This window comes from Virgibacillus carmonensis, assembly GCF_057836705.1.
In genome coordinates, this window is record NZ_JBYQFJ010000316.1 from 1 (window position 1) to 566 (window position 566).

The 566-nt window shown below is 38.5% G+C and carries 1 pseudogene; it reads left to right on the forward strand.

The window, feature by feature from the left end:
* Nucleotides 1-445, forward strand: a pseudogene (locus AC3G7N_RS22065) (DNA-directed RNA polymerase subunit beta'); the annotation flags it as partial.
* Nucleotides 446-566 lie beyond the last annotated feature (121 nt).

Here is a 566-nt window from a genome sequence, read left to right on the forward strand (position 1 = left end):
TGTTGAAATTGGTGACAAACACGTTGAGGTTATGGTTCGTCAAATGCTTCGAAAAGTGCGTGTTGTTGACTCAGGCGACACAAGTGTATTACCAGGGTCACTACTTGAAATCCATCAGTTTAAGGATGCTAACCACGGCATTCTTAATGAAGGTAAACAGCCTGCTGTTGGTAAACCAGTATTGCTAGGTATTACAAAAGCTTCACTTGAAACAGATTCATTCTTATCTGCTGCATCATTCCAGGAAACTACCCGGGTATTAACAGATGCTGCAATCAAAGGTAAGCGCGATGAACTGTTAGGATTGAAAGAAAATGTTATCATTGGTAAACTTGTTCCTGCTGGTACAGGAATGCAGCGTTACCGTAAGATTCAAGCTTCACTGGATGATTTGTCTACAGAAGCTGATGAGACTGAAGAAGTCGAAACAGAAACAGTAAACTAAAATAAAGTTAAACAAGTGATGTTATTGTCAGAAGCACCAAAAATAGTGAAATTTATGTTGACATTAAAAAACCAGAATGATACTATATTCAGGGTGCTTCTGATTATACTTGTGGCTTTGG